Annotated in this window: 26 protein-coding genes; 11 read left to right on the top strand and 15 right to left on the bottom strand. The window is 43.7% G+C overall.

What is annotated here, in order from left to right:
- The 5 genes from AC570H_RS18145 to AC570H_RS18125 all read left to right on the top strand — a co-directional run bounded on the left by AC570H_RS18145 (position 1) and on the right by AC570H_RS18125 (position 7,167).
- Positions 1–1,548, top strand: a complete 1,548-nt coding sequence (locus tag AC570H_RS18145; RefSeq protein ID WP_497357445.1) for a DHA2 family efflux MFS transporter permease subunit — start codon at positions 1–3, stop codon at positions 1,546–1,548.
- 226 nt (positions 1,549–1,774) lie between these two features.
- A complete protein-coding gene (locus tag AC570H_RS18140; protein WP_497357443.1) occupies positions 1,775–4,360 on the top strand; it encodes a phosphoenolpyruvate carboxylase in 2,586 nt (861 codons plus the stop codon).
- Between the two features lie 733 nt (positions 4,361–5,093).
- Positions 5,094–5,399 (top strand): hypothetical protein, encoded by a 306-nt coding sequence (locus AC570H_RS18135; RefSeq protein ID WP_497357441.1) that lies wholly within the window; start codon positions 5,094–5,096, stop codon positions 5,397–5,399.
- A gap of 41 nt (positions 5,400–5,440) precedes the next feature.
- Positions 5,441–5,902, top strand: coding sequence for a GNAT family N-acetyltransferase (locus tag AC570H_RS18130; RefSeq protein ID WP_497357439.1), 462 nt, complete (start codon positions 5,441–5,443; stop codon positions 5,900–5,902).
- Between the two features lie 131 nt (positions 5,903–6,033).
- Entirely contained in the window at positions 6,034–7,167 is a 1,134-nt protein-coding gene (locus AC570H_RS18125) for a restriction endonuclease (protein WP_497357437.1), read from the top strand.
- 329 nt (positions 7,168–7,496) lie between these two features.
- Here AC570H_RS18125 and AC570H_RS18120 read toward each other — a convergent pair whose 3' ends face one another.
- The 7 genes from AC570H_RS18120 to AC570H_RS18090 all read right to left on the bottom strand — a co-directional run bounded on the left by AC570H_RS18120 (position 7,497) and on the right by AC570H_RS18090 (position 16,185).
- Positions 7,497–7,745 carry a DUF6952 family protein gene (locus AC570H_RS18120; RefSeq protein ID WP_497357435.1) on the bottom strand — a complete coding sequence of 83 codons (249 nt, stop codon included), beginning with the start codon at positions 7,743–7,745 and terminating at the stop codon, positions 7,497–7,499.
- A 4-nt stretch (positions 7,746–7,749) separates the two neighbouring features.
- Entirely contained in the window at positions 7,750–8,058 is a 309-nt protein-coding gene (locus AC570H_RS18115) for a thioredoxin family protein (protein WP_497357433.1), read from the bottom strand.
- Positions 8,059–8,073: 15 nt separating this feature from the next.
- Complete coding sequence (locus AC570H_RS18110) at positions 8,074–8,706, bottom strand: peroxiredoxin (protein WP_497357431.1); 633 nt, start codon at positions 8,704–8,706, stop codon at positions 8,074–8,076.
- Between the two features lie 216 nt (positions 8,707–8,922).
- On the bottom strand, positions 8,923–11,319 hold the full coding sequence (locus AC570H_RS18105) for a S9 family peptidase (RefSeq protein WP_497357429.1): 2,397 nt from the start codon (positions 11,317–11,319) through the stop codon (positions 8,923–8,925).
- A gap of 185 nt (positions 11,320–11,504) precedes the next feature.
- Positions 11,505–13,238, bottom strand: coding sequence for a M14 family metallopeptidase (locus tag AC570H_RS18100; RefSeq protein ID WP_497357427.1), 1,734 nt, complete (start codon positions 13,236–13,238; stop codon positions 11,505–11,507).
- 10 nt (positions 13,239–13,248) lie between these two features.
- Positions 13,249–14,892 (bottom strand): M14 family metallopeptidase, encoded by a 1,644-nt coding sequence (locus AC570H_RS18095; RefSeq protein WP_497357425.1) that lies wholly within the window; start codon positions 14,890–14,892, stop codon positions 13,249–13,251.
- 93 nt (positions 14,893–14,985) lie between these two features.
- Positions 14,986–16,185 carry a hypothetical protein gene (locus AC570H_RS18090; protein ID WP_497357423.1) on the bottom strand — a complete coding sequence of 400 codons (1,200 nt, stop codon included), beginning with the start codon at positions 16,183–16,185 and terminating at the stop codon, positions 14,986–14,988.
- A gap of 109 nt (positions 16,186–16,294) precedes the next feature.
- Here AC570H_RS18090 and AC570H_RS18085 point away from each other — a divergent pair, with 109 nt between their 5' ends.
- The 6 genes from AC570H_RS18085 to AC570H_RS18060 all read left to right on the top strand — a co-directional run bounded on the left by AC570H_RS18085 (position 16,295) and on the right by AC570H_RS18060 (position 19,479).
- Positions 16,295–17,698 carry an aldehyde dehydrogenase family protein gene (locus AC570H_RS18085; protein ID WP_497357421.1) on the top strand — a complete coding sequence of 468 codons (1,404 nt, stop codon included), beginning with the start codon at positions 16,295–16,297 and terminating at the stop codon, positions 17,696–17,698.
- A 9-nt stretch (positions 17,699–17,707) separates the two neighbouring features.
- Positions 17,708–18,247 (top strand): YfiT family bacillithiol transferase, encoded by a 540-nt coding sequence (locus AC570H_RS18080; protein ID WP_497357419.1) that lies wholly within the window; start codon positions 17,708–17,710, stop codon positions 18,245–18,247.
- Positions 18,248–18,251: 4 nt separating this feature from the next.
- A complete protein-coding gene (locus AC570H_RS18075; RefSeq protein ID WP_497357417.1) occupies positions 18,252–18,389 on the top strand; it encodes a hypothetical protein in 138 nt (45 codons plus the stop codon).
- Positions 18,386–18,730 (top strand): DUF6265 family protein, encoded by a 345-nt coding sequence (locus AC570H_RS18070; protein ID WP_497357415.1) that lies wholly within the window; start codon positions 18,386–18,388, stop codon positions 18,728–18,730. The genes AC570H_RS18075 and AC570H_RS18070 overlap by 4 nt, the downstream gene beginning before the upstream one ends.
- Positions 18,731–18,826: 96 nt before the next feature.
- Entirely contained in the window at positions 18,827–19,069 is a 243-nt protein-coding gene (locus tag AC570H_RS18065) for a DUF6364 family protein (protein ID WP_497357413.1), read from the top strand.
- A complete protein-coding gene (locus AC570H_RS18060; RefSeq protein WP_497357411.1) occupies positions 19,066–19,479 on the top strand; it encodes a type II toxin-antitoxin system VapC family toxin in 414 nt (137 codons plus the stop codon). The genes AC570H_RS18065 and AC570H_RS18060 overlap by 4 nt, the downstream gene beginning before the upstream one ends.
- A gap of 147 nt (positions 19,480–19,626) precedes the next feature.
- Here AC570H_RS18060 and AC570H_RS18055 read toward each other — a convergent pair whose 3' ends face one another.
- The 8 genes from AC570H_RS18055 to AC570H_RS18020 all read right to left on the bottom strand — a co-directional run bounded on the left by AC570H_RS18055 (position 19,627) and on the right by AC570H_RS18020 (position 26,792).
- Entirely contained in the window at positions 19,627–21,981 is a 2,355-nt protein-coding gene (locus tag AC570H_RS18055) for a multicopper oxidase domain-containing protein (RefSeq protein WP_497357409.1), read from the bottom strand.
- 22 nt (positions 21,982–22,003) lie between these two features.
- Entirely contained in the window at positions 22,004–22,492 is a 489-nt protein-coding gene (locus AC570H_RS18050) for a DUF3347 domain-containing protein (RefSeq protein WP_497357407.1), read from the bottom strand.
- A gap of 18 nt (positions 22,493–22,510) precedes the next feature.
- Positions 22,511–23,233 (bottom strand): heavy-metal-associated domain-containing protein, encoded by a 723-nt coding sequence (locus AC570H_RS18045; protein WP_497357405.1) that lies wholly within the window; start codon positions 23,231–23,233, stop codon positions 22,511–22,513.
- Positions 23,234–23,384: 151 nt separating this feature from the next.
- Positions 23,385–24,212 carry a 4,5-DOPA-extradiol-dioxygenase gene (gene ygiD, locus AC570H_RS18040; RefSeq protein WP_497357403.1) on the bottom strand — a complete coding sequence of 276 codons (828 nt, stop codon included), beginning with the start codon at positions 24,210–24,212 and terminating at the stop codon, positions 23,385–23,387.
- A gap of 21 nt (positions 24,213–24,233) precedes the next feature.
- On the bottom strand, positions 24,234–24,827 hold the full coding sequence (locus AC570H_RS18035) for a YceI family protein (protein WP_497357401.1): 594 nt from the start codon (positions 24,825–24,827) through the stop codon (positions 24,234–24,236).
- Positions 24,828–24,914: 87 nt separating this feature from the next.
- Positions 24,915–25,478 (bottom strand): helix-turn-helix domain-containing protein, encoded by a 564-nt coding sequence (locus tag AC570H_RS18030; RefSeq protein WP_497357399.1) that lies wholly within the window; start codon positions 25,476–25,478, stop codon positions 24,915–24,917.
- On the bottom strand, positions 25,479–25,976 hold the full coding sequence (locus AC570H_RS18025; protein ID WP_497357397.1) for a DUF3347 domain-containing protein: 498 nt from the start codon (positions 25,974–25,976) through the stop codon (positions 25,479–25,481). It abuts the gene before it with no gap.
- Between the two features lie 6 nt (positions 25,977–25,982).
- Positions 25,983–26,792, bottom strand: a complete 810-nt coding sequence (locus AC570H_RS18020; protein ID WP_497357395.1) for a hypothetical protein — start codon at positions 26,790–26,792, stop codon at positions 25,983–25,985.

Below are 26,792 nucleotides of genomic sequence, written 5' to 3'. Positions count from 1 at the left end.
ATGCCTGAAGTAGGTTTTAAAAAATGGATCATTACGTTTACGGTAATCACAGCTTCTTTATTGGAGCTGATTGATACGACCATTGTAAACGTAGCGATCCCTCAAATACAAGGTAACCTTGGCGCAACCCTAGAGGACATTGCCTGGTTATCAACAGGATACGCTGTTGCCAACGTTATCATCCTGCCCATGTCGGGCTGGTTGGGTAGTCGCTTTGGCCGTAAAAATTATTTCCTGACCTCTATTATCGTTTTCACCATTGCCTCTTTTTTGTGTGGTAATGCGGTTTCATTAGAAGAGCTGATTGCCTTCCGTATTTTACAAGGCTTAGCCGGCGGAGGCTTGATTTCGACCGCCCAATCTATCCTTTTAGAAACATGGCCTAGAGAAGACGTAGGGATTGCCACTGCATTATTTGGTTTAGGCGCCGTTGTTGGACCTACGGTAGGTCCAACCATTGGTGGCTACATTCTAGAAATTAGCGATTGGCCTTGGATCTTCTACGTAAACATTCCTGTGGGGATAATTGCCGCCTATTGTACCATTACGTTTATCAAGAAGACGCCCAAGGATGGCAAAGGCCTACCGGTTGACTGGTGGGGGATTGCCTTATTGGCCATTGCCGTAGGCAGTTTACAAACCTTATTAGAAAAAGGCGAAAGCGAAGATTGGTTTGCCACTCCTTATATTACAGTATTGGCCGTTACTTCGGTATTTGGCCTGCTCCTCTTTATTTGGCGAGAGCTCAGTACCGATCACCCCATTGTGAATTTCAAGATCATGCGGCATCGAAGCTTCTCTATCGGGATGTTCACTTCCTTTATTTTAGGCTTTGGTTTGTATGGGTCCGTATTCGTATTCCCAGTATTCTGTCAAAATCTGCTAGGTTTCTCGCCTTTGCAGACTGGAGAAATTTTATTTCCGGGAGGCTTGTGTACCATTGCCATGATGCCGTTTATCGGGATGTTTCTTAAAAAAGGGATTCCGGCTCAGTTTATGGCTACCATCGGGATGTTTTTGTTCTTCGTTTTTTGCGATATGTTGAGTAAATCCACCTTATCATCAGGCACAGATCAATTCTTCCTGCCTTTGGTAATTAGGGGCGTTGGAATGGCGCTTTTGTTTGTGCCATTAACTACATTGGCCATGCAAGACTTAAAAGGTGCTGAAATAGGTCAGGGCTCAGGTTTAAATAACATGATGCGCCAGTTAGGTGGCTCGTTTGGTATTGCTGCCCTGACTACTTTGATCCATACCCGTCAAGGTTTCCACAGAAATAACCTGTTAACTAACATAAACGAATACAATCCTGCCTTTACCGATAAGCTAAACGGTTTCATCCATAACTTTATGGCTAAAGGAGCTAGCTTTTTAGATGCCAAGCTTATGGCGATGAAAGCCATTGAAGGATCTGTCATTAAACAAACCCTATTGTTAACCTATAGTGATGCTTATTGGGTTGCCGGCATGGTGCTTTTATGTTCTATTCCCTTACTGTACCTGCAGAAGTTCAAAAAGAATGTAAATGTGCCTACTGACGCCCATTAAATAAACAAAGCCGGTCGAATGACCGGCTTTGTTTTTCCCAAAAAATTAACAATTAATTACAAAATTTTTCTTGCGAGAAATTCTGCTGATACTTTTAAAAGATTTGTTTAACCTTTATGAGATACAAGGTACGGATTTTTTATAAAAGTCCAAAATTTATCCATGTCATCTTTTTCGATTTTGTATTTTTTTTGTTCCTAAAGTCTAATATGTGTACCTTTTCGGCATGCAAGCACTTCAACCCACCAGTCAGCGCGAAACGATTTTTAACAACGAAGTTATTTCACGCTTCGAGTTATACAACAGCCTATTCCTTACGCTTCCCTTCTATAAAGTAAAAGATACGGGCACTTTATTGCCTCTGTTTATTAAAAGTTGCGAAGATGGCGTAAAGAACCACGAAACCCCGGCTCAACTGATCGAAGAGTTTTTTGCCAAGTTTACGCCCAATACCGATCCCCAAAATATCATAGACCTTTTGTTCAGGTTCATCCAGTACATAGAGCGTCAGGTTGTGCTTTTTGATGCCGTAGAAGATGCGTCTTTTAACAAACTGAACATCGCCGACGAACAACGTTCCTTAAGAGCCCTGTTCTTAAAAGCCAATGACAACAAGAAGCTGCACCGAAAGGTTGATCAATTAATCGAGGATTTTTCGCTGCGCCTGGTGCTTACCGCCCATCCTACCCAGTTTTATCCGGGCAGCGTATTGGCCATCATCAACGATTTAACCGTAGCCATTCGAAGCAACGACATCAGCACCATTAACCAATTGTTGCAACAGCTGGGCAAAACGCCTTTTTTCAATAAAAAATCTCCTACACCGGTTGATGAAGCCTTGAGCCTAGCCTGGTACTTGGAGAATGTTTTCTATTGTGCCGCCGCTAATATTCAGGCTGGCCTTAACCAATTGCTGAGCGAATACCATATCGACCCTAAAAAAGTAATCGAATTGGGTTTTTGGCCGGGAGGCGATAGAGATGGCAATCCAAACGTACACCCCGAAACTACCTTACAGGTTTCGAAAATGCTTCGCCAGATTCTGTACCGTTGCTATTACCGCGATTTTAGGAATTTAAAACGCCGCATCACTTTTAGAGGGGTTGAAGATCATCTTGCCGAACTTCAGGATGTCCTCTATAAAAATGCCTTCGATAGCAATATTGAACTGAAAGACATTTCGCCTTTCCTCATCGAAAACCTCAATAAGATTAAAGAAACCCTGGTTAAAGACCATGGAGGCTTGTTTAGCGATGTGGTAGATGACCTTTTGCGCAAGGTAGAATTATACAGGAGCCATTTTGCTTCGTTGGATATCAGGCAAGACAGCCGTATTTTACGCAATGTCCATGCCTTTTGCCGCCAACAAAAACCAATCAACTCTTTGTTTAGCGAAGATTATGATCAGTTGCCAGAAGCCGAAAAACTCAAGGCGCTTACCTTCAAAAATGCCAAGATCATCTACAGTGGCGAACAAGACAGCCTAACCGAAGACACGTTACAGACCATTACCCACATCAAGCAGATGCAGGAAGACAATGGCGAAATGGCCTGTCACCGTTTCATTATCAGCAATTGCCAACAGGCCAGCGATATTTTGCAGCTGATGGAGCTGTTTTTATGGAACGGCTGGGAAGCCGAAAGCCTTTCGATAGATTTTGTGCCGCTTTTCGAAACCGTAAACGATTTGGCGGGCGCCGATAAGATCATGGAGGCATTGTATACGCATCCATTTTATCAGGAACATTTAAAACGCCGTGGCAACAAGCAAGACATCATGCTTGGCTTTTCAGACAGTACCAAAGATGGCGGTTACTTAATGGCCAACTGGTCTATTTTTAAAGCCAAGGTGGCCTTAACCAAGGTATCAGAAGAACATAACATCAAATTGGCCTTTTTTGATGGCCGTGGCGGTCCGCCTGCCCGTGGCGGAGGCAAAACCCATCGTTTTTATGCCTCTATGGGCAAGGAAATTGCCAATAAAAACATCCAGCTCACCATACAGGGACAAACCATTAGCTCGCAGTATGGCTCTATTGATAGCGCTGCCTTTAACATCGAACAGCTGATCAATGCCGGAATCTCCTCGGGCGTAAAAGAAAAACACAACGTATTGCTCGACGAGGCCAATTATACTACGCTCGACCGCATGGCAAAAGACAGCTATGATGCTTTCTTGGCCCTGCGCAAGCACCCTTTGTTCTTACCCTACCTCGAAACCCTTTCGCCCCTAAGTTTGCTTTCTAAAATTACCATCAGCAGCAGGCCGGTAAAAAGAAATGCAGGCGAAGCCTTAAAGCTGGAGGATTTAAGGGCCATCAGTTTTGTAACGTCGTGGAGCCAGCTGAAACAGAACATCCCGGGATTTTATGGCGTTGGAACTGCGTTAAAAAACCAGGAGGATGCCGGCAATTGGGAACAAGTTAAAAAGACTTATCAGGAATCGGGATACTTTAAAACCATTGTAGACAACTGTATGATGTCGATGAGCAAGTCTGATTTTTCAATTACCGCCTATTTGGCCCAAGACAAAAAATTTGGCGAATTCTGGAAAGTGCTGCACGATGAGTTTGAGCTGAGCAAGACCATGCTTCTTAAATTATCGGGCCACCAGGCTTTGATGGAAAATTATCCGGTTGAGAAGCGTTCTATTGCCATTAGAGAAAAGATTGTGTTGCCATTGGTACTCATCCAGCATTTTGCGTTAGAAAAGCTCCAGCAGGACTTAAACGATGAAAAAAGACAAGCTTACGAGAAACTGGCTATTCGTACGGTTTATGGCATTGTAAATGCCGGCAGAAACTTGGCTTAGTTAAGGCTGAAGGCCAAAAGGTGGAAAGTTGAAGGTTTAGAAGATACATTTTTCCCCTTTGGAGGGGGCAGTGGAGGAAGAAAAAGATATTTGCTATCGTAAGTGTTCTTTACCAATGAGATAGAATTATAATTTTTTTAGAAAAGCAGGACAGTATTTCATTTGAATGTTAGTCCCGTTTTTCACTACAAGTCCTCTCCTCGTCCCTCGGCTCCGGGCTTTCTGTTACAACCGGGTTTAGTAAACAGCGGCTCCTGCACAGGCTTCCGTTAATCGTCATATGGCCTCCAAAGCTTTGGAAGCAAAGACAAACCGAAGCTTTGCACTTCCCTACATTTTTGTAAAAATAAACAAGGCCGCAGAAGTGGTGAAGTTAATTTGTCGAATCACCGCCATTCACACGGCTTGGCCTTGCGCCATTAAAGCGTAGATTTAGGATTTGCAACAAAGGTTTGAAGCCTTGATTCTTTGGTCACTTTCTCATCAAGGAGAAAGGACTAGCCACCGCCGGCTAGGAGGCGGGCGATAGATTCTACTGGATTGAAACTCCAAAGCTATCTAGGTCAAGATGGTACATCCCAACCAACACCAAAGTAGTTGGCAGTTCACAGTTCGTGGTTTGCTACGCTTGCGATTTTTAAAAACTTCGCAAATGTTACTTGGTTCAAGCCAAATCCAAGTGTAACAATGCATTAGTATATGTATCTTAGAATTAACCTAAAACTATAAACTAATGAAACAATACAAATTCTTAATCGCAACATTGCTATTGCTGTTGTGCATTACCAACATGGTTTGGTGGTTTACTGTAACCGATCAGGATGTTTCTTTCGAAGCCATGAAACTCGAATATCTTTCTATCTTTCCCTCATTTTTGCAACATGCCGGGTTGTTAACCTTGGTTCTGATCGTCTTTTTAGTGACCGCTGCCGTACTTTTCATGCAGTCGAGAAGAGAAAAGGGATTAAAATTCGTGGCTAGTGGGGGCATGATCCTGAGTTTTGTACTGGCTTTTTGGCAATTATTTTCCCTGATGTAGGCTGAAGCCGTACCTTTATGGTTTAGACAATAAAGCAAACCATGGAGCTAACCTGGATTTATAAAAAATTTGAAGAACTAACCGTCGTCGAACTTTATGCCATTTTACAGTTGCGGAGCGAGGTTTTTGTGGTAGAACAAAACTGCGTTTATCTCGATATTGACAACAAAGACAAAAAATCGGCCCATTTAATGGCTTGGCACGGCAATGATTTAACGGCTTATACACGTTTGGTGCCTCCTGGGGTTTCTTTTGCCGAAGCAAGCATTGGCCGGGTAGTCACTTCGCCTCGCTATCGGGGTACGGGTATTGGTTTGGAGCTGATGCAGAAAAGCATTGACCATTGCCTCCAAACTTATGGCACTACGCAAATCAGGATTGGGGCACAGCTGTACCTCCAAAAATTTTATACCAACTTAGGGTTCGAACAATGCAGCGAACCTTATGACGAAGATGGCATTCCGCATATAGAAATGTTGTTGAATAGCAAAAACCCAGGTTGATTAACTGGCGCCATCGCTGGTGTTCTTCACCAGCGACTTAAACATAACTTATGCTTGTTGGTGAAGAACACCAACAAAAGCAGGGATGAAGAAAACCAATAAGCGCATCACAAAACCCAAGTAACCCAACCTTGAAATCATTTGCACAAATAGACCTCGAAAGCAACGGCAATTACCTCAAGCTATTGGCTGCGGTAGCCAAGCTATCTGGCTTGTTTAGCGAAAGTGCCATTCCGTTCATCAATTATCGGGTAGCCGAGAATATTTTCTGCAAGTGTTTTAACGCTGGCAACCTCTCCCGCTCCGATACCGCTTTTGATGCGAATTACCATGGTATTGGCGTCGGTCTCAAAACGTTTACCTGCAGCAAAACGGGCAACGTAGAAAAGGTTGCAGAATTTAATCAGCTTTCGCGGCAGCTAAAAGATTTTAAGGGCAAGGATTTGGCCATGCAGTTGGCGCAGTTCAGAAACGATCGGATCAATCTGGCCAAAAACCTGTACAACATCCAATCGTCGCTTTACCATATTGTAGCCCGAAGGCAAGATGAGTTGCTGTTTTTCGAAACCGATTATGACCTTATCGACATCGATAATATCCGTGGTGTAAAAGAAAAAGATGCCGGCCTGCAATTTGAAGATGGCCAAAATGCCTATTCGTTTAACTATTCAAAAAGTACGCTTTTTAGGCGCTTTGCCTTGCCAAAAGATGCTTACAGCCTGCCTACCCAAATCATTGCCGATCCTTATGCCTTATTGCTGGAGCTCTTCGAAGACAAACAACTCGCCTCGGCCACAAACAAATTGGTTAAGGGCGAAAACTATGTGATTTTACCGCTTTACGGCATCAAGAACAAGCAAAAATATGTGTTCGAAAGAAGTGGGTTAAACCAATGGAATGCATCGGGCAGGAAGAGGGATATTGGCGAAGTATACATTCCGATCCCCATCGAAGTACATAGACTCTTCCCACACTTTTTTCCGCAACGCGACGAAGAATTCGAGTTGGTTGTACCCACGGGCGAGGCTTTGAAGGCAAAGGTTTGCCAAGACAATTCCAAGGCATTGATGACCAACCCCAACAAGGCGCTTTCTGATTGGTTGCTGCGAAAAATCCTAAAGCTAAAAGAAGGCGAATTGGCCACCATAGCACAGTTGTTGGCCTTAGAGTTCGATAGCGTAATCATTACCAAAACCAGCGAGCATCAATACCACATAGACAAGGCCAAAATAGATAGCTATACCGAGTTTATGGCACACAGCTAGACCAATACTCATCTACCGATTTGGAAAGCAGGTTTTGGTGCATTTGGGTTGCTTCAGTCCCGTCTTTTGCTAAAGTTTTTCGTTAGGTTCAAAACTATCGCTGTGAACCGGGTTTAGGAAACAGCGGTTCCTACTACTATGATTCTTGCACAAGCCCAAGTAAAAGTTTTCAGTTGGAGGTTTTCAGTTTGACAGTTTGACAGTTTTCAGTTCTCCTAACTTGTTGGTGGAGACAACAAGGGCACAAGAGTACACCAACAAGGACCGAAATGCATAAAAAAAGGTCCAACCCTTACGGGCCGGACCTTTACGGGACAATACAAAGATTTTTATTTATCTATTGACCCCATTACACGTTGTGCAAAGGCATTTAAGGCGTCTTTTTCGGCCATGCCATCTTTTACCTGTGCATGTACTTCGAGTGCGCCACAGATATTGGTGATCAGTTCTCCCGCCACATCAATCTCTGCTTCATGTACGCCTCTAAACTCGCAAAAAGCTTCTAGTACTTCTAGGGTAGCTTCCAAAGTCTCGGGGCTGCTGCTTTGAAACAGCTGTCTTATCACTGGAACCTTCATCTCTTTATTTTATCTTGTCAAACAACTCGGTTAAAACTTCTGCCTTATTGGTTTGTACCTGACCTACCAAAGCTCCGCCATCAAAGGCTGCGAAAGTTGGCAAGTTATCTACGTTGGCCAATTTGCGCGAGTCTGGTAGTTTTTCAGCATCAACAATCAAAAAAGCAACCTCTTCATTCTCCGCAGCCAATTTCTTGAATTTTGGTTTCATGATCCTGCAGTTGCCGCACCAAGATGCCGCATATTGAACCATTACCTTTTTGTTATCGGCTACGTATTGCTGAAGATTATCTTCTGTTAATTCTAAAAACATGTGATTTGATTTAAATTAGTTAGCGCTTAAGTACTCGGCTACGCCAGTTCTGTTCGCATTCATTGCTTGTTTGCCTTCTTCCCAGTTTGCAGGACAAACTTCGCCGTGTTTTTGTACGTGGCTATAAGCATCAATTAAACGCAAATACTCTCTTACGTTTCTGCCCAATGGCATATCGTTTACGCTTTCGTGGAATACTTTACCAGTTTCGTCGATCAGGTAAGTAGCCCTGTAAGTTACATTAGAACCTGAATAGGCTTCGTTGCCTTCTTCATCGTATTCAACTTCCTGGTCTAAAATGCCCAAGATGTTAGCTAATTGTCTGTGGGTATCAGCCAAAAGCGGATAGGTTACGCCTTCGATACCACCATTGTCTTTTGCGGTGTTTAACCAAGCAAAGTGAACTTCGTTCGTGTCGCATGAAGCGCCAACTACGATGGTATTTCTGCTTTCGAACTCAGGCAAAGCTGCTTGGAAAGCGTGTAGTTCTGTAGGGCAAACAAAAGTAAAATCTTTAGGATACCAGAATAATAAAATTTTAGTTTGTTTATTTACTGCTTCTTCAAATAAGTTGATCTTCAAATCGTCTCCCATTTCTGAGATTGCATCGATACTAACGCTCGGGAATTTTTTACCTACTATTGCCATAATTTTTGATTTTTCTAAATTTTTGATGGCGCAAAGGTACGGCAATAAAGCCTCAAAAACAACGAAGTTTGGCTTATTGCACATCTATAATATTGATGGCCATATAGAGAAAAACTATATGGCCATCACAATAAATTAGAGAATGTCTATTTACACCGATTGTCATTCCGAGGCACGAAGATAGATCCTTTGCTACGCTCTGGATGCCAAGGTGATTTATTTCTTCAATGTGGTTTCAAACAGCTTGAAAATACGCTTGTATTCGTCGGTCCAGCTGCTTGGTTCTACAAAGCCATGGTCCTCTACCGGATAAACGGCCAATTCCCAGTTGTCTTTGCCCAGTTCGATCAATCGTTGGCTAAGGCGAACGATGTCTTGGAAATGAACGTTCACATCAACCATACCATGCAACATCACCAAATCGCCTTTTAAGTTGTCGGCATAGTAAATCGGCGAACTGCGTTTGTAGGCATCTGGGTCGTTGAAAGGTTCGTTTAGGATATTCGCAGTGTAGCCATGGTTGTAATGTGCCCAGTCTGTAACCGAACGCAAGGCCGCTCCTGCCGAGAAAACCTCTGGCTCCTTAAACATGCCCATCAAGGTAATGAAACCTCCGTACGAGCCACCATATAGGCCTACATGCTTAGGATTTACGCCATACTTCTCTACCAGCATTTTCACGCCATCAACCTGATCGGTTAAATCCTTGCCTCCCATGTTTCTGTAAATGCCGGTACGGTGATCACGGCCATAACCCGAACTTGCGGTGTAGTCGATATCGATTACCGTATAGCCGTTATCGGCCAGCAAATTGTTGAACATGTACTCGCGGAAATATTGGCTCCACCAGTAGTGCACGTTCTGCAAATAACCAGCACCATGTACAAATATTACGGCAGGCTTGTTGGGATGCGGATTGGTTGCCGGATAAACCCTGGCATAGACATCGGCACCATAACGGTTTTTAAACGAAACCAAGTCTGGCTGGCGCCATTTGTAGCTGTCGAATTCTGCAGTGGTAGATTTGGTTACCTGTACTGCTTTTGCGCCCGGCTTATTCGCCTGGATATACAATTCCCAAGGCTTGTCCATGTACGAATAGTTAATGGCTAGCCATTTCTCATCGGGAGATAAAGTGATTTCGTTGCCGCCTTTCATCGAAGTGATTTGTACCAAATCGCCGCCATTAACGCTCAGTTTATAGAAATGGGTAATACCCGGATGCTCCTTATTGGCGGTGATGTAAAAAGTAGACCTGTCTTTTGAAAGGTCTACACGCTGTACTTCCCATTTGCCAGCAGTTAATTGCTTTTTCTCGCCAGTAGTCACGTTAAATGTATACAAGTGCGAATAGCCAGTAGCCTCGCTTTGGAAATAGAAACGATTATTGTCGATCCATTCGATGCCACGGCCTACACCTGGGCCACCGATCCACGCTTCGTCTCGTTGGCGATCGATAAGGCTTACCTCGCCTGTAGCAGCATCAAGCTTTAAAATCCATAGATCTTTGTTGTCTTGCGCATCGGCCACAATAATTGCAGTTGAACCTGTTTCGTTCCAGATAGGTGCGCCAAGGCTTACTTTGCGGTCTTCGTTTTTCTTTGTGCGTTCTTCTAACTGTTTAGGATAGTCTTTTACATAATCCGGAAGGTCTTTAATCCCTGGAATTGCAGCAGTCTTAACCGTATAAACGCTGTCTTTATCGGCATTGTAAATAAAGCTTTCGGAAACATTAAGGTTTTCGCCAACCTTGGTGCGGCCCGGAATATCTTCGGTGTAGCCAGAAGAGGTTACGTAATTAGGCACAATGGTATTGTGGTTGGTTGTCGGCGTAGTTAAGCGATAGCTCACATACTTGCCATCGGGACTTACCACCAGCGCCGAAAGGAATTTATCTTCTAAATAAATCGGTTTGATGTTTCGCTGGCCAGCATCTGACCCACCAAAACCACGACGGGGTCCGCCACCATTAAAGCCCCCTCTTGCTCCTTGTTTGTTTCTTTTTTTAATGATATCGAACAAATCGGTCTGCTCATTTTTTAACCAGGTATCCTGAACACTTGGTGCCGTTCGTTCTGGCGTACTGCCTGGAGCTCCCGGGCCTGGTTTCTTGCCCTTGATGAAATTGGTTAATTGCTTCAATTCATTGGTAGCCATATTCAGTTGGAACATGTTATCGCCACGCTGAAAAACCACATCGTTGTTGTAAAGGAAACGCGCGCCACCTTCACGGTCTAAGGTGTTGGTTAGCCTCGATTCTTTTTTGGTTTTAAAGTTGTAGAAATAAATATCGCCGCCTTTTTCATATAAGCCCAAAGACTTGTCTTTGTTATAGGCATAATTGGTTTCGGCCGCTTTTTCGGCCGCATTGTCTTCGGTAACTTCTGGCTTATTGGTCAATACGCTCACCTTATAGGCCTGGTCTTTTTCCTTGTTTTCTGGATTCCAGCTAAAGAAAACGGTTTTGCTATCGGCAGACCAGCGGTAGTTGCTTGGCGAAACGCCCATCCATTTTGGGTCGCGCATTATTTTTTGCACGCTTAACGGCGCCAACTGCTGCGCTTGTGCAACGGCCGATCCGGCCAGCAAAAAGAATACAAAGTATTTTTTCATCAGTATATAATTGTTTTTGGCGGTTATGAAGCTATCATGAGGATATCATCTCTATTTGTGAGCGACAAGCTCATGATGGTTTCATTTTTAATTTTTTCTATTCGTTATGCCAAAATTGATTCGGCATCTCTTTCGAGCGGGATCCTGAACTGAGTTTAGGATGACGATTCTATTTATTTTCCTTACTAATTTGACTTGCTGGCTACGCCACCTTTTTTGCTGTTTACGTTTACCGTGAACTTGCTTCCTCCTTTTACCAACCAGCGAACGGTTACATAAGAATTGCCCGCAATGTTGCCTACCTTAATGTTGGTGGGATCAAGCTTTTGTTCGGTAGTAATGCCCATATCGCGATTATTTACGACCATACCCGCCACAACGGTTCCGCCACTTAGCGAAATGATATCTGGAGTTTCGATGTTGTTTTTTACATCCTGGCTAGAGTGCGTAGGGATCATCCTGTCGTTGGTTACTACAGCGGTTACTTGTGTTAATCCGCCACCTATTTCCTTCACCTCGATTTCGCCAACGTTTAGTTTAGGCGTATTGTAGGCATGGAAAATACTGAAAGCCATGTTGCGGTGCGCATCGCTTTCGAGCAAGAAGCCTGGGTGCAAGCGGGTATAGGTTTTCTTGAAACCGCCAATTTCGATATCGCCATATTGCGGATGCTTATAAGCATGCCAATCAACAAAGGCATCTTTCATTAACAGGTCTTTATCGAAGGTATAGATCTGGTTCTGGCTATCTTCGCCATCGGCTTTGTTGTACATCGAATAGCCTGTCCACAATTCGTTAGAAAAGGTGTAAATGCCACGACCGCCATAAAACCAATCCAGCTCACCACCAAATACCGAGTAAAGGTCTTTGTAAACCACTAGATACTTATAGCCCGGCAGCATTTCTTCGCCTTTTTTACCCAAGGCATCGTATACGCGAACGTCTAAAGCGTTGTAAGTATCCAAATCTTCTAGCGCGCCAGGTCCTCTTAAAATCATACCGCCATTGTTGTGGTAAGATTGTGCAGCCGCGATGTTAGGGTGTTTCATTACAAAATCGACAATTGAACGGTTTTCAGGTAATGAGAAAGGGTATTTATAAGCGCCACCCTGGATATAATTGGGTTGCCAGTTCCAACCCCAATCGCGGTTAGGATCATAGGCACCTTCGCCATCTTCGTTTACAAAACCATCGCCATCGTTGTCAATTCCCTCAGAGCCCAATAGTTCATATTCGCCCTTCTCATCGTTGCCTACCATAATCATGCGGCGCGGATCGGTTGGATCAACTTTGTAACGGCCAGTAGCGCTTTTGCGACGCATCATTACAATCTGTCCATCGCCATCCAAATCATCAAATCCGTCTTCATTGGTTACCCCATCCCTATCGTTGTCAATTGGGATCATGCCCGATCTCGGCGAGTGTGCGGTATTGGCCTGATGAATAAAATTATCCCTTGCATCTGGATTAATGGTTGGTGCGATATAAAAAGTTTTATCCGCCAATAAAGATTGGATGGTCTTATTGCCTGCATTGTACATTTCTACCAAATACCAGGCAGTATACAAGGCAAACTCGCTGCCCTGGATTTCGTTAGAGTGGATGTTGCCATCAATGTACATGGCTGGTTTTTTATCGGCCGTGCCCACTTTGGTATCGGTAATGGTCATTACCCAAAGGTCTTTGCCCTGAAACGACTTGCCCATCGATTCGATCTTCACCAAATTGGGATGAGCCGCGGCCAGTCTTTTGCAGATGTCGGTAATGGCGGCGTAATCGTTATAACGGTTCCAGCTTACCACTACTTTCGGGTTGGGCGGCGTACCTACCGCAGCCAATATATTTTCGGCTTTTTGGGCCTTTACAATTCCAGCACACAAAATCATTGCAGCCAGAAGAATAGTCTGTTTAATTCTCATTGTGTCTTGATTATAGTGTTACTTCAATTGATTTGCTGCCTGTTGTTGGGCTACCGGCATCGATGGTTACCTTGCCTGTGCCTTTAATCAACCAGGTGAGTTCTTTAAAATCTTTGCCGGCAATGCTTTCTAGGCTTTGCGATTTACGTCCGCTTACTACGGTTTGGTTGGCATTGGTATTTACTTTTACGGCAATCTTTTTAAGGAAGTAACTGCGATCGCCAATTTTGGTATAGGTTGGCAAATCGCCCGAGTTCATTACTTTTATGGTAACACGGGTCAATCCATCAGACACTTTTTCGGTTTTGAGGCCAACCAGCTCTACTTGTGGTGCCATGCCTGCCAAGCCTACCAAAAAATCGGTATGTTTGCTCACAATGCCATCAACCAATTTGTAGGGTGGATTATTCAATACAAAGGGATCCAAGCCTCCCACCTCTACGGTTTGGCCAGGAAAATCGGGGTGGCTAACTGCTTTCCAAGGCGTAAATGTATCCGCAATTCCTTGGCTGGCAGCCCAGCGCAGGTAAGAAGCAACTACATCTTCATTGGTAAATTTCTTTTCTTTTTTAGTGGAGTCTGGTGCTGTTTTTGGCACCCACCATCCCGGTGTGCTCAGGCTCAACCGACCGTAGTGGAAATAGGCCCATTGAGAAAAATCACCACTTTCGGCTTGGGTTTTTGGCGCATCTTTGGTTTTGGTAATTTTATTGTAGCGCTCCGAAACCAAAGCATTGCTTTTGGCATCGGCATCAAACCAACCTGTAATTACGCGCTTTGCAATAGCTGCCGGATTAAAGGTTACCGGCGTAGACAAATTGTTGGTTGGCCCGAAAGTAACTACCGCATATACGTTAAAGGCATCGAAAAGGAAATCGAACAATGCCCTGTTTTCATTCTCAGAAACGGCATATTCTCCCGCTCCCGGAATAAAGTTTTTGTAGTTATAGCTCGAGTTTTTGTTAAAGTGTACGCCACCCTCACCATCTTCGTTCACTTCGCCGTCTTTGTCATTGTCTATGCCTTCTGGCAACAAGATGTACTTGCCGTTTTCGCCTTTGTTGGCATCGGCCAAGATCAGCGAGCGCGGATCATCTGGATTAAGCCTGTATTTTCCGGTTGGATCTAGCACGCGCATCATGGTAATTTTTCCATTGCCGTCTAAATCGTCAACATCGTCTTCGTTCAGCTTGCCGTCGCGGTCATCGTCGGTTTTAGTGGCATTGCCGCTGCGTTCTGATTTAACCTTGGCAAAATATTGCTCAGTGGCATCAGGGCTCATGTTCGGGAACACATAAAATGTTTGTTTGTTGAGCAAGGTTTTAATGCTATCGGTATTGGTGGCTGCCATTAATTTTTCGGCAAAGCCAATGGCCATTTCCACCCCCAAAAGGTGTTTGCCCTCTACGCCGCCTACTACCGCAATAGCAGGTTTCTGATCGGCATTTGTGCTCCCAATGGTCAGCATCCAGATGTCTTTGCCACCGGCAGTTTGGGTAAGCGATTTTGATTTAACCCATTGCGGGTATTTTTCGGCCAAGGCTTTAACCCTTTGGGCTAAACGGGCACTATTGCTGTAATCTTGTTGGCTTTGCGCAAAAAATGGGCATAGCACAGCTAGAAAAAACAGCTGAAAAAGGTAAAGTTTCTTCATGTTTGTTTTAGGTTATGCGTGCAATTTATAGAAAAAAGCACTCACCTAACCTAAAGTAAGGCAAGATTTTACAAATGTTACAATGTGGCTTTTCTAACGTACCACTTTGCCTTTTTGATCAACGTTTACGTTAAAAGGAGGCATATAATCTTGCAATAAAACAGCCAGTTCCCTACGACTGATTTGCCTGGCCTGATCGAATGTTGTGCTAAACTTATAGGTTGCGGTCCATTTTTTCTCCAGTTCTTTCTTGGTGTTTTCTGGAGATTTATTGCCTACATAGCAAATCATATCAACGGCGGCGCCGATGGTCATTTGGCTATTCTTGTAGTCATCAAACCAAATTTGTGCCTTGTAATAGAAATCTTTAATGGGTTGTTTCACTTCCTCGGTGCTCACCAATTGATTGGGCAAAAACTGTGCGCCAGTACTGCCAACTTGTGCTTTTAATACCCCGGTAAGCCCCACCATCTGAATGGCCTTCCAATTTGGATCGCTGTTTTTGATATCTTCAAAGGGCATGATGTCCGATTTGTAGCTGATGAGCTCGCCTTGGATCTTTTTTAAATCAGCCAATGAAGTTTTGGTTTTAAAAAAAGCCGCGTAGGCCGCGGTTGCACCTCCAGCCTGTCCAATTAGCATGCTTTGTGGGTCTTTGATCCAAATCAGGTTTTCTTGTTTGGGAATCAGCAACTGATAGAGCGAGAAGATATTTGCGGTAGTTCCGTTCTGGGCTTTACCTACAGCCACGTTGGTACGGTAAATGGTGTTGCTATAATCGAGCTTGCTCCAATTTTGATCTGGAGCCACAATTTTAAGTATTTCGTTCAGTTTGTTGTCGCCTGGGTTAATCAGTACCTGTGGTTTGAGTACGCGGCCATCACTGAGCTTAAAATACCAGTTATTGCCCGAGCGCTCGGCTTTGGTATACATTACGTTTTTAATTACCGTCAGGTTTTTCGTGCTGTCTGTCCATTTAACCAATACCTCGTTAGCACTTTGCTTGTCGAACGGAACAGCTTGTGTACTGTCTTTTATCTGCTTGGCTTCGCGCAGCTTTTTAAGAAAGGCCGCCTGAATTCCCGATTGGAGATCGTTGCCGATTGGCGAAATATCAAAGCCTCCTGCCTGCACCAAAATGGTTGTTTTTACCCCAGAAATGGCCGATTGCAAAGCCGCTGCTACAGCTGCATTTCCATTGCCAATTACCAGTACGTCTGGTCTTAATGTTTGTGCTTTTGCAACTAATGTTGCTGTGAAGAGGCCAAAGGCAAGAAATAAAAGTTTCTTCATGGTACCAGGGAATTCGATTATTAGTGCAATATGCTTTAATAAGATGTATTTTTCATGAAATTTATTGTCGTTTAACTATATTTAACAATAGAACTCATGGGTTCGCTGTATGATGGAACAAAAAATAGATCTTGTTTTTAAAGCACAACAAGTGTACAAATATACACTTAGAAAGCAAAATGCGGCACAGCGCATGGCCAAACTCAGGCAACTGAGAGAAGCCATCGAAAACCATGAAGACGAAATTAACCTGGCGCTGCATAAAGACCTCAGAAAAAGCCAATTTGAAACGGCCTTTACAGAGCTGATTTTTGTATATGGAGAACTCGATTTCGCCATCAAAAACCTGAGCGACTGGATGAGTCCCAAACGTGCGGGCAAAACGCTGAGCAATCCCTTTTCCAAAAACAGGATCTATTATGAACCTAAAGGTGTTTGTTTAGTTATAGCGCCCTGGAACTATCCTTTTCAGCTGACCATGAGCCCGCTGATTTCGGCCATTGCTGCCGGCAACTGCGTGATGCTAAAACCTTCTGAAATCAGCCCCGCAACCGGAGCCGTGGTCAAAAAAATTATCGCGTCTGTTTTTGAAGACCAGGAGGTCGACTGTTTTGAGGGCAATGCCGATCTGGCTTCGGCGTTGCTTAAACTGCCTTTTGATCATATTTTCTTTACCGGAAGTACTGCCATAGGCAAGGTAGTGATGGAAGCCGCGGCCAAAAATCTCTGTTCAGTTACGTTAGAGCTTGGGGGCAAATCGCCCACCATTATCGACAAGGAGGTTGACCTCAACAAGGCCGCCGCAAAGATAGCTTGGGGCAAATTGATCAATAGCGGCCAAACCTGTATTGCCCCGGATTATATTTTTGTGCATCAAGACCGCCTAGAGGAATTTATAGGATTATATAAAACCGCCGCACAAAAGCTCTATTTTAAAAGCCAAGATCAGATTGACTACAAAGCCTATGCAAAAATCATCAACCTCAAACACTTTGGGCGCTTAAGGCGCCTGGTTGAGGAAGCTGTAGAAAAAGGGGCGAAAATTAATTGGGGAGGTACTTTTGACGAAAAAAGCCAAACCATTTATCCGGTTTTGCTCAGTCAGGTTCCCGCCGATGCGCAAGTTATGCAGGAAGAAATTTTTGGGCCCATTCTTCCCATTATCAGCTATGAAAACCTAGACGACGTCATTGAGCAGATCAATGCCAAAAGCAAGGCCTTGGCGCTTTACATTTTTAGCAGCAATGCTAAAAACATCAAAAAAATCATCAGAAATACCAGTTCTGGAGGGGTTTGCATCAACGATGTATTGGTTCATATTGCCAATCCCAAACTGCCTTTTGGTGGCGTAAATAGTAGCGGAATAGGCAGCAGCCACGGCTTTTTTGGCTTTAAGAACTTTTCGCATGAGCGGGCCGTTGTCTTTCAGTCGCGAATTGATTTTAACAAAATGATCTATCCGCCTTATCAGGGAAAGGAATGGGTGCTTAAACTCTTGCGGAAAATTATGTAATTTGGAACCATGCAAGATTTGGAGACCTTAAAATTTCCCATTGGAAAATATATTCCGCCAGCCACAATAAATGCAGATCAGCTAGAGTTATGGATAGAAGATTTAGCACAACTGCCACAATTGATCGCACAAGCCACCTTAAATTTAAGCGAAGCACAGCTCGAAGTTCCCTATCGCCCGGGTGGCTGGACGGTAAGACAGGTAGTGCACCATTTGGCCGATAGCCATATCAATGCCTATACTAGGATTCACCTTACCCTAACCGAAGAAAACCCAGCTATTAGACCTTATTTTGAGGAACGCTGGGCCGAGCTGGCAGATGCCAAAAGCGGTGATATCCAACTTTCGATTGCCATTTTAAAAGCTATCCACCAAAGGCTAGTAGCCTTATTGAAAACCTTGGCTCCTGCAGATTTTGAACGGACCTATTTTCATCCAGAATCCAAGCAACAAAATACTTTAGGTTACCTGGTGGGCAATTATGCCTGGCATGGCAAACATCATCTGGCACATATCAAATCTACTTTACTATTAAAAAACAAATTATAAAGAGATGAAAAAAAGCCTTTCTCTTGCCCTTGTTGTTTTGGGCCTTTGCATCTACCTGGTTGCCAATGGCCAAGAAAATTCTTTAAAACAATTTAATTTTATGCTCGGCTATTGGGAAACTAAAACAGCCAAAGGCAAATGAGCGAAAACTGGCAAGCCACGCCCGATGGGTTGATTGGTAAAAGCTATCGCCACGACCTTAATGGCGACAGTGCCATGATGGAAAGTGTTGAACTTAAAAAAGCAGGCAAAGACATTGTTTTTATCGTAACCGAGATGGAACAGGAGAATGCCGGAACGACAAGTTTTAAGCTGATTACCAGTCCAAAAAACAGATTCATTTTCGAGAACAAAGCGCATGATTTCCCACAGCGCATTGTATACGAGAACCAAGGTAAAGACAAGCTTTTCGCTTGGATTGAAGGCAGCATAGGTGGCAAGCTGATCAAATCTGAGTTTAATTACAAAAGGAAGAAGTACTAAACTTAATCTTCTAACTGGTGTGTCGGCCTAGACGCCGATCTATGAATTTTGTTTATTTTCGAAACAATACGTATATTTGGAATAATCACACGTGTCATGACAACAAAACTCACATTAACCGTAGAAAAATCAGTAATCGAAAAAGCTAAGTCTTATGCCAAGCATACGGGGCGCAGCTTATCTGATTTAGTTGAGAAATACCTCGAAACCATCACAGTTGAGGATCATGATGTAAAAATCTCTCCTAGCTTAAAAAAGATTGTTGGTGCAGTTAAACTTCCTGAGGAGTTTAACGAAGAAAGAGAATTACGTGATTACTTAGAGCGCAAACACCTATGAAAAGGATTTTCGTAGACACTAACATTCTAGTAGACCTTATTGCCGACAGAAAGCCTTTCAGTAAGTTTGCCATCACTATTTTTAATCAAGCAGAAATTAAAAAGGCACAACTTTTTACTTCTTCTCATGCTTTTGCTACAACCTACTATCTGCTTAAAAAATATGTTGACGATAAAAAACTAAGGGATATTCTTTACAGTTTATTGGATTATGTTCAACTTATTGCAGTTACACAAGACACGATTAGAAAAGCGCTTAAATCAACCCATAAAGACTTCGAAGATTCCATTCAAATGCTTTGTGCCTATACTATAGAAGACATGGATTTTATTGTTACCCGAAACATTAAAGATTTCAAAGGGGCAACTATTCCTGTTTATCCTCCCGAGGAAGCAGTGGAAAAAATATAGCCTGCCCCCTCCAAAGTGGGACATAGCAAAACGCATAATTTTTTCGAATACTACATCTCCATGGGCTGTGGCTCACAGCCCATCTCATCATTTCAATATGGTTTGTCCTGTGTGGCACAGGACACGGATGCACCACGGATTCTCCCGTTAATAACTCAAAGCCAAACCAGCGCCAAAGCCCATATCGCTATCGTAGTGCGTACTTAAAGCGATGTTTTTAGTGGCGATGAAACGCAAGCCTCCCATGTATTCCTTATCAGTATTGAGCATAAAGCTTGCTCGTAGGCGCTTGGAAACCGGAATATCTTCTCGCATCAACTGCAGGCGTATGTTTCCATCATGATAAACTTCGGCTCGGGCCTGTAGCAACATAGGCAAGGTATACTGAAGCCCAATGCTAGCCACGGCTCTATTATCTTTGGTGTTCTTCTGTCCAAAAATATTTTTCTCTTGCTCATCCTCGCCCATCCTGCGGTAGCGCCAGTCGAAGCCGATAAAAGGCATGAGCCACTGCATCCGGTCTAAATATCTTCCTATATGCGTTTCTGTTTCAAAACCGTGCATTTTATTGTAGCCCAAGCGCCATTCGGTACTAATGTTCCACCGGGTATTGGCCAACATGGCCATCCCGTCGTTTCCATTGCTTGCAAAATCGTTTTCGGCCATGAAATGGAACATGCGATCGTCGGCAAAAAGCATGCGCTGTGCGAGTTTAGGATCTGGAATTTCTGGGTTTGGCGGCGAATTTTCATAACTGAAAATCCGGCCCATGCCGCTCATCATGTGGTATAAGATATGGCAATGGAAAAACCAGTCGCCACTTTCTGTTGCAGCAAACTCGATGGTGTCTTTCTCCATCGGCATAATATCGAGTACGTTTTTAAGTGGCGCGTAATCGCCCTGCTTGTTCAGGATCCTAAAATCGTGGCCGTGCAGGTGCATCGGGTGGCGCATCATGCTGTTGTTGTAGAGGATAATGCGTACGTTTTCGCCTTTCTTAATCAGGATTTTATCTGCCTCAGAAACCGTTTTGTTGTCCATGGTCCATACATACCTGTTCATGTTGCCCGTCAGCTCGAATTTAAGTTCCTTAGTTGGTCCTTTTGGCAAGGTGGTTTTAACTGGCGAGCGCAACATTTCGTAGTTTAAGGTAACGATGTTCGAATTGCCCATCGGCTTATCCATGCTCTCTATATCGTGGCCAGCCATCGGCTCGTCCATTTCGGGATACATCACTGTATTCATGTCCATGATCTGGTTCTGCATTTTCATACCCTTCATCTCGATCATGTTGCCGTTCATGTCCATCATATCGTTCATCATCTTCATGCCCTCAAAATATTTGAGTTTGGGCATTTTTTTGGCATTTACCTTTTCGCCATTGCCCAACCAAATTGAAGCCGATTTGGTACGGTCTTCTGGGGTGATCAAAAATTCATAGCTTTTATTTTGGGGAATAGTTACCACCACATCATAGGTTTCGGATACGGCAATCATCAAGCGGTCTACCTCTACAGGCACTACATCGTTGCCATCGCTGGCTACCACGGTTATTTTTCCGCCAGCATAGTTAAGCCAGAAATAAGAAGATGCGCCGGCATTGGCAATCCGCAGGCGAACCTTGTCTCCTGCCTTAAGGTTTTGGTTATTAAACTGCTCTTGCCCGTTAATCAGGAAACGATCATAGTATACATCGCTTACATCCATTGCATTCATCCGCTTCCACTCATTGGTAACTTTGGTGCCAAAATGCCCCGCTTTAATCGCCTCGGCGTAGCTTTGCGTCGTTCCTTTTTTAATGGCAAACCAGTCGGTGGCATTGTGCAGGTTTCGATCAATTTGCTCGGGCTTCATATCGGCCCATTCGCTCAACACAATCGGAATTGTCGGAATATCTGGCTCTTCCCTTTTCTTCAGGATCATGGCGCCGTACATGCCTATCTGCTCCTGCAGTTCGGTATGGCTATGGTACCAATGCGTACCGTGTTGAATAATCGGGAATTTATAGACATAAGTAGAATGGGGCTTAATAGGCATTTGTGTTAAGTTGGGCACTCCATCTTCTTTATTGGGCAAAAACAGCCCGTGCCAGTGCAGCGAAGTCTCTTCATCGAGGTTGTTGTGCACATAGATTTCGGCCGTATCGCCTTCTGTAAAAGTTAGCGTAGGCATAGGAATGCTGCCATTTACTGCAATCGCCCGTTTAGGCTTTCCAGTAAAATTAACCACGGTATCCGCAACGTATAGGTCGTAGCGAACGGTTCGTGGCTTTTCTTTGCTTTTAACCGTATTAAAGGTCAACGAAGATTTTTCCGCTTTCTTTTCCCCGGTTTTTTCAGGTACCAGCTTCATGCCGCATTTTGGGCATTTTCCCGGCTTTTCTTCCCTAATTTCGGGATGCATTGGGCAGGTGTACATTTGCTTTTCTTGCGCAATGGCTTCTTGGGCAAACTGAGTGAGTTCGATGATAGAGAGCAAGCTAAGGAAAACGATCTTCTTCATTTAATACAATTTACGGCGAATTCTAATTAATGGTGTCTGTTATTTTGCCACAGGCAAGCATACTTTTTCCGTAATACGGATTTTTGATGGCCTGTTCGCTGCTTAACCAATACATCTTTTTCATTGGGCAATATTGCTGATAAATAGGCTGTGCCGATAGTTTTACCGTTTTAGCCAAAGCATAAAAATTGGTGGAGAAAGAGGCAAAATGATCGCGCTGATGGGCAACATCCTTACTTTCTGAAATGTGCGCTGCGTCAAATGCCAATTTCTCTTTTAAGCCCACAAAGGCTTGTTGATCTGCTTTTGCCAACGTTTTAGGGTCGATTGCCTTAACCGTTGCTAAAAACTCGCTTGCTTTTGACCCCGCTTCGGTGGCATTGCCACTTACCAAGGCATCTTTAATGGCGTAATACGAACTGAGCAATTGAGCTGGCTCGTTTTTGCTTTGCGAGAAGGCATTAAGGGCAGCTGTGGCCATCAATACCAGAATGAATGTTAGTTTTTTCATTTATTTTAAGATTTGGGTTTAAGCAAAATAGAACAACATTCCCGCACTCATGGCAATCATTAAGGCGTCTTCAATAATGGTTAAGGTGCTCATGGGCAGGTTAAATACGGCACCTAAACAGGCACATTGGATTTTCTTTTTATTCAGCACGCTTTGTAGCACGCCGATAATGCTTAGTCCCATTACAATCAAGGTAATCCAATTGGTAAGCAGGGGATTAAAGTTGACCACAAAGGCAATCCCCAAACCCAATTCTACAAAGGCATAAATGTAGCCCCAGCCTTTAAACTGCTTGGCAATGATATCGTACATGGAATAGCTATCGGCAAAGCCCTGCAGGTTGATCAGCTTAAAAAAAGAAAAGGAAAGGAAAAATCCAGCCATGAAAAACCGCATAAACAGCATCCAGTTTACGGCTTGGTTTTGCCAACTGGCGATCAACGCAATCAGCGTTACATAGCCAAAAAGCAACAATACGGGTTTATAGGTTTGCCAAAAGGATTTGGTTTCTTCAACCAGTTCGTTATGGGCGATGGCCGAAATCTGGTATTTAGAACTTGTACCGCCAAGGGCTTCCTGTAGGGTGCCAATGCCCACGTGTTTATCCATGGTAATGGTAGCGGTATTATCGGTTTTAGAAACTTCTACTTCGGTAATTTCTGGTACCCAAAGCAGACTGGTTTTTACTTTATTTTCGCAACTCGAACAGGTCATGCCTGTTACTTGATAGGTATGTGTCATTTCATCGTTTTTGAATAGACAAAATTACCCACATCAGCTACCTCGGCTGTTACATCCTGACCAGAAAGATTTACATAATTACAGGCCGAAAAGAAAAAGCCACAGACTAACGGATTAATCTATGGCTTAAAATATTTTGAAAGCTAAGGGATTAGGCGCCTATTTTTACCGAAGTCATCGTTAGCGATCCGCCTACGGCCTTATCGTTGAACAACGTTGCTTCTTCACCTTTTTGCTGAAGCCCCAGGGTATACATCAAAGGCAAATAATGTTCAGGTGTTGGGATGGCCAATAAGGCTTCCCGTCCCATTTGCTGATAATTGATGAGCGGATGGTGGTCTTGGTTCAGGATGAGGGATTTGAACTTTTCGTCCATTTCCAAGGCCCAGTCATAACCTCCGCCATTGATCATTTCCCAGCTCATCATTCTCAAATTATGCACCATATTGCCACTGCCCAAAATGAGCACGCCCTTGCGCCTTAGCGCGGTTAACTCTTGGGCCAATTCATAATGGTAACGAGCGTCTTTGGTATAATCGATGCTGAGCTGCAAAACCGGAATATTGGCTTCGGGATACATATTTCTAACCACCGACCAAGCCCCATGATCCAAACCCCAGTCATGATCTAGAATCACGGAAGTTCCTTTTATCAAATCAGCCGTTTCTTTTGCCAATTGCGGATTTCCCGGTGCCGGATATTGTACATCGAACAAAGTTTGCGGAAAGCCTCCAAAATCGTGGATGGTTGGCGGAAAATCCATCGCCGTAATCCTGGTGCCTTGAGTAAACCAGTGTGCCGACACGACCAAAACGGCAGCCGGCACTGGAATGTTTTTGGCTATTTCGGCCCATTTGGCACTAAACTCATTCACTTCAATTCCGTTCATTGGCGAACCATGCCCCATAAAAAGTACAGGCATTAATTCCGTTGCGTTTAATCCGGAAGTAAAGTTTTTAAATTGGTGAAGTGTGTTCATGGGGCCAAAAATTTGTGTGGGTTATTTTGCTTGGGCAAATTCCAGGTTCAAGGTAATCTTGATGTCTTTCGCAACGCCAGCTCCGGTTGGATCATATTTAATGTTATAATCTAAACGGTTGATGGTGGTTGTAGCCTGAAAACCTATTTTGGTGTTGCCTTGCTGGTCTTTTGCGGTACCGCCATAGCTTACCAAAAATTTAACGTCTTTGGTTACATCCCTAATCGTTAGTTTACCACTCAACACATAAGTGCTGGTTTGCTGTTTTGGCGATTTTACTGCCCTTTTTTTGAAAGAAGTACTTTCAAAAGTCATTTTAGGAAATTTCTCTGCGTTAAAGAAATCATCTGTTTTCAAATGGTTGTCGCGCATTTCTACGCTGGTACTGATGCTCGCTACATCTACCGTAAAATTGATCTTTCCATCGGTAAAATCAGCTTTGCTGGCTGTTAGGGAACCTTCAAACTTTTTGAACGAGCCTTCTACAAAAGAAATGCCCATGTGTTTTACATCGAAGCCTACAAAAGAGTGCATCGGATCTACGGTATACTTGGTTTGGGCAAAGGAAGCAATGCTGATGCTGCTTGCCAATAGGAATAGGAATAATTTTTTCATCTCACAATAAGTTTATGTTTTAAGAATAAACAAAATTACGGCAAGGTCTGTTCTCAGCAGTTGACCTATGGTAAGAAATGAAAAACCCTAGATTTCGTCTAGGGTTTTACGTGAGGCATCTTGTGCTAACTTGTAGGCTGATGGCGTTTGCCCGCTTATTTTTTTGAATTGTGCAGACAGGTGTGCCACGCTGCTATAGTTGAGCAGGTAGGCAATTTCGCTCAAGGAGCTTTCTGCATAGGTCAGCAGCTCTTTTACCTTTTCTATTTTTTGCTGGATGATGTATTTTTCGATGGTATTGTGCTCCGTTTCAGAAAACACGGCGCTTAATGTTCCGTATTCTACCCCAAGCTTTTGGCTCAGGTAGTCGGAAAAGTTCACTTTTAATGGTTCTTTAGCATAGTGCACCTGCTCAATAATTGCTGTTTTGACCTGTTCAACCATTTGCTTCTTCTTATCGGCCAGCAACTCGAAGCCAAACTTGGTCAGCGCATTTGCTATGGCAGCAGTCTGCTGTTCGGTTAAGCTTTCTTGAAGCAGTTCTACCTCGCCCAAATGAACGGCAACAGGGTTAAAGCCCAGCTGCTCGAGCTCGGCCTTAACCACCATTTTGCAACGGTTGCATACCATATTTTTGATATACAGGTTCATCTATTTCTTGGCAATGGTTTCGCTTACTTCGCCACAGTCGTACATTTTGCTGCCATAAAATGGATTTTGCACGGCCTCTACTTCGTTTAGCCAGCTTCTTTTTACCATCGGGCAGTACTGAACGTAAACTGTTGCGTTGTTTAAATTTACGGCTTTTACCAATTTGATCATGGCCGAAGAAACGTTTTCAAAGCTTTTTCTTTGTACTTTCAAGTCCTTTTCGGCCACAATTGGAGTGGCATATTTCTTCAGTTCTTCGCTTTGCTTTTTCCATTCTGCCTGTTGCGATTCGGGCAATGTTTTTACAGGGAAAGCGGCTAAATTGGCTAATAGACTTTTAGCTCCAGCGCCTGCCTGTGTTACATTGTCTTTTGCCAAAGCATTTTTGGTGTCGAAATAAGACTGCAATGTCTTTCCGAATTCCTGCTTTGCAGTTTGTGCGTTTGCGGTTACAATTGTTGCGCCGATTACAGCGATCATTAAAAATATCTTTTTCATTTTGCTCTATTTTAATACGTTAAAAAAATTAAATTCTACTCTTGCCAGGTACATGTTTTTGAGGTACCTGTTTTCCAGGTTTCCTGCCGCCTGAAAGCGATAGCCCAAATCAATCCGCGTTTGGCTGTTGATGATCATTTGTACGGCCGGAGCCAAATCTACATACGAATGGCCATTGCCAGGATTGGTTTTGCCCAAAACTTCGAGGTACAGGTTAAAATTAGGCTGTTTATAGTTTTTGTACACAAATGGTAACAACAAATAACCCGACGACAGGCTGTAATTCAGCATTTGATCGGGTTGTGGCATCCCTGACAGCTGCTTGCTGGGCCTATCAAAAGCCTGGCTATAGCCCAAAGTAGCCGAAAGCGCCAGCTTGTGCAGCAATTGCGTAAAGATCAAGCCCCCTTGCCAGCCACTATTGTCGCCTTCCAAATTGATGTCTTCGCTAAAGGTTGGCCTTTTGCTGGTACTGATCCGGCCATAGGCCGCCGCACGAAAATGGCTATGTGCCTCATCGAGCGAAAGGAACCTGTATTTGGCATATACACTTCCGCCTTCCAAACGGTAATTGCCATCCATATCAGACAGGAAACCCTGCACATGAAACATCAGGTTTTTGTTTACGCCTACCATGGCCTCGGCAATGCTCCGGCTCCTAAAGTCGGGGTTAAATTGGCCCTCGTTGGTTAGCCTCACGCCGATAGACTTAGAAGGCATGTTGCTGGCCGGTTCGGTAAATACATACAGTTCTTGTGCAAAAAGGCCTTGCACACCGCATAAGCAAAGTGCCATTAAGATGATTTTCTTCATCAT

This window comes from Pedobacter sp. B4419 (assembly GCF_059693725.1).
The sequence above is the reverse complement of the archived record's forward strand: the minus strand, read 5'-3'. Positions and strand labels throughout refer to the sequence as shown.

What these genes read in the sequence shown, in the direction of transcription:
- AC570H_RS18055 (WP_497357409.1), bottom strand. Translation starts at nt 21,981, where the DNA reads ATGAAGAAGATCGTTTTCCTTAGCTTGCTCTCTATCATCGAACTCACT.
- AC570H_RS18100 (WP_497357427.1), bottom strand. Translation starts at nt 13,238, where the DNA reads ATGAGAATTAAACAGACTATTCTTCTGGCTGCAATGATTTTGTGTGCT.
- AC570H_RS18075 (WP_497357417.1), top strand. Translation starts at nt 18,252, where the DNA reads ATGAAAAAAAGCCTTTCTCTTGCCCTTGTTGTTTTGGGCCTTTGCATC.
- AC570H_RS18070 (WP_497357415.1), top strand. Translation starts at nt 18,386, where the DNA reads ATGAGCGAAAACTGGCAAGCCACGCCCGATGGGTTGATTGGTAAAAGC.
- AC570H_RS18065 (WP_497357413.1), top strand. Translation starts at nt 18,827, where the DNA reads ATGACAACAAAACTCACATTAACCGTAGAAAAATCAGTAATCGAAAAA.
- AC570H_RS18035 (WP_497357401.1), bottom strand. Translation starts at nt 24,827, where the DNA reads ATGAAAAAATTATTCCTATTCCTATTGGCAAGCAGCATCAGCATTGCT.
- AC570H_RS18140 (WP_497357443.1), top strand. Translation starts at nt 1,775, where the DNA reads ATGCAAGCACTTCAACCCACCAGTCAGCGCGAAACGATTTTTAACAAC.
- AC570H_RS18095 (WP_497357425.1), bottom strand. Translation starts at nt 14,892, where the DNA reads ATGAAGAAACTTTACCTTTTTCAGCTGTTTTTTCTAGCTGTGCTATGC.
- AC570H_RS18120 (WP_497357435.1), bottom strand. Translation starts at nt 7,745, where the DNA reads ATGAAGGTTCCAGTGATAAGACAGCTGTTTCAAAGCAGCAGCCCCGAG.
- AC570H_RS18060 (WP_497357411.1), top strand. Translation starts at nt 19,066, where the DNA reads ATGAAAAGGATTTTCGTAGACACTAACATTCTAGTAGACCTTATTGCC.
- AC570H_RS18105 (WP_497357429.1), bottom strand. Translation starts at nt 11,319, where the DNA reads ATGAAAAAATACTTTGTATTCTTTTTGCTGGCCGGATCGGCCGTTGCA.
- AC570H_RS18130 (WP_497357439.1), top strand. Translation starts at nt 5,441, where the DNA reads ATGGAGCTAACCTGGATTTATAAAAAATTTGAAGAACTAACCGTCGTC.
- AC570H_RS18045 (WP_497357405.1), bottom strand. Translation starts at nt 23,233, where the DNA reads ATGACACATACCTATCAAGTAACAGGCATGACCTGTTCGAGTTGCGAA.
- AC570H_RS18025 (WP_497357397.1), bottom strand. Translation starts at nt 25,976, where the DNA reads ATGAAAAAGATATTTTTAATGATCGCTGTAATCGGCGCAACAATTGTA.
- AC570H_RS18090 (WP_497357423.1), bottom strand. Translation starts at nt 16,185, where the DNA reads ATGAAGAAACTTTTATTTCTTGCCTTTGGCCTCTTCACAGCAACATTA.
- AC570H_RS18085 (WP_497357421.1), top strand. Translation starts at nt 16,295, where the DNA reads ATGATGGAACAAAAAATAGATCTTGTTTTTAAAGCACAACAAGTGTAC.
- ygiD (WP_497357403.1), bottom strand. Translation starts at nt 24,212, where the DNA reads ATGAACACACTTCACCAATTTAAAAACTTTACTTCCGGATTAAACGCA.
- AC570H_RS18080 (WP_497357419.1), top strand. Translation starts at nt 17,708, where the DNA reads ATGCAAGATTTGGAGACCTTAAAATTTCCCATTGGAAAATATATTCCG.
- AC570H_RS18145 (WP_497357445.1), top strand. Translation starts at nt 1, where the DNA reads ATGCCTGAAGTAGGTTTTAAAAAATGGATCATTACGTTTACGGTAATC.
- AC570H_RS18135 (WP_497357441.1), top strand. Translation starts at nt 5,094, where the DNA reads ATGAAACAATACAAATTCTTAATCGCAACATTGCTATTGCTGTTGTGC.
- AC570H_RS18050 (WP_497357407.1), bottom strand. Translation starts at nt 22,492, where the DNA reads ATGAAAAAACTAACATTCATTCTGGTATTGATGGCCACAGCTGCCCTT.
- AC570H_RS18030 (WP_497357399.1), bottom strand. Translation starts at nt 25,478, where the DNA reads ATGAACCTGTATATCAAAAATATGGTATGCAACCGTTGCAAAATGGTG.
- AC570H_RS18115 (WP_497357433.1), bottom strand. Translation starts at nt 8,058, where the DNA reads ATGTTTTTAGAATTAACAGAAGATAATCTTCAGCAATACGTAGCCGAT.
- AC570H_RS18110 (WP_497357431.1), bottom strand. Translation starts at nt 8,706, where the DNA reads ATGGCAATAGTAGGTAAAAAATTCCCGAGCGTTAGTATCGATGCAATC.
- AC570H_RS18020 (WP_497357395.1), bottom strand. Translation starts at nt 26,792, where the DNA reads ATGATGAAGAAAATCATCTTAATGGCACTTTGCTTATGCGGTGTGCAA.